This is a genomic window from Vibrio sp. 1078-1, assembly GCF_033340475.1.
In genome coordinates, this window is the sequence record NZ_JAWOWM010000055.1 from 1 (window position 1) to 1,431 (window position 1,431).

The window sequence follows — 1,431 nt, forward strand, 5'->3', positions numbered from 1 at the left end:
TCAAAACAGCGTTGAATATCGTCGTCGACCACACTGGCTGTTAGCGCGATGATCGGCGTTTTTTCGAGTCCTAAGTTTGCTTCATAAGCGCGGATCTGTTTCGTTGCTTCGAACCCATCCATCACCGGCATCATGCAGTCCATCAAAATCAGACAGTATTGGGATGTCCTGAACATGTCGACCGCTTCCTCACCATTAGCAGCGACATCAAAACTAAAACCTGCTTTGGTGACATGCAACCCAGCAATTTTTTGGTTCACAGTATTGTCGTCTACAACGAGCACTTTGGGTAATGTTTCAAGTCGGGTTGCAGGCTGAACGACGGAAATAGATTGAGTAAATCGTTCAGCACAGCTTTCAAGCGCTTTGAGTAGACGTTGTCCTAGCAAAGGTTGAGTAATGATCGCTGCGACACGGTGACCGAAATCAAGCTGTTGGCTGTGTAGATGTTTGATTAGGCAAACTTGCACATGTTGATGTTCCAAATTTCGCATCAAATCTGTGTTCTTCACTGCGGCATCTGGCGTCGTTTCAACATAAAGAATGATGATGCGTTCTTTGTCGTTAATCCATGTCGGAAGAGCACTAAGATCATGAACAGATTGATGCACTTGAATTTGATAGAAGCTCAACTCATTACGTAGTTTTGTTTCTAGGTCACTGTCGTCACAGACGAGCCAGATTTGGTTATTCACGGTATGTCTAGCACGAAAATGGGCTTGAGAAATCGGCGCTGTGAGTTGGAAGTAGAAACGGCTTCCGCGGCCTTTTTCAGATTCAAGTTGTATGCTTCCGCCCATGAGTTCGACAAGTTGCGTACTGATGGCAAGGCCTAAACCTGTACCGCCAAATTGGCGGGTGGTGGAATCGTCCTCCTGAGCGAATGGTGCGAAGATTCGTTTCTGTTGCTGCTCATCGATGCCGATACCTGAGTCTTGCACGGAAAACTCGATGATGGCTTCCGATTCATTACTTTCAAGCGTGGTAATCGAAAGCTCTACACTGCCTCGTTCCGTAAATTTAACGGCATTGGACATGAAGTTCATGATCACCTGACGCAAGCGGTGATCGTCAATGACGATGTGATAAGGCGTGTTTGGGCTAATGCTGACGGTTAATTCGATGCCTTTCTCTTTTGCTTTTGGGGACACGATTGAGGCGATGTCATAAATTGATTCTCGCACGCAGGTTGAATGAGGACTTATCAGCAACATGCCGGACTCAATTTTGGAAAAATCCAACACGTCGTTAATCAGGCTGAGCAGCAATTGGGAAGACGTCTCTATTGTGTCGACGTAATCTCGCTGTGTAGCCGTCAACGGGGTGTCTGCCAGCACTTCAGAAATACCTATCACACCGTTGAGCGGAGTACGAATCTCGTGCGACATGTTCGCTAGGAAGCTACTTTTCGCTTTGCTGGCTTCAATCGCG

1 protein-coding gene is annotated in these 1,431 nt (G+C 46.8%); it reads right to left on the reverse strand.

Annotated features, from left to right (window positions below; genetic code table 11):
* A partial coding sequence (locus R7190_RS25535) for an ATP-binding protein (protein ID WP_318137638.1) occupies positions 1-1,431 on the reverse strand: 1,431 nt, incomplete at both ends.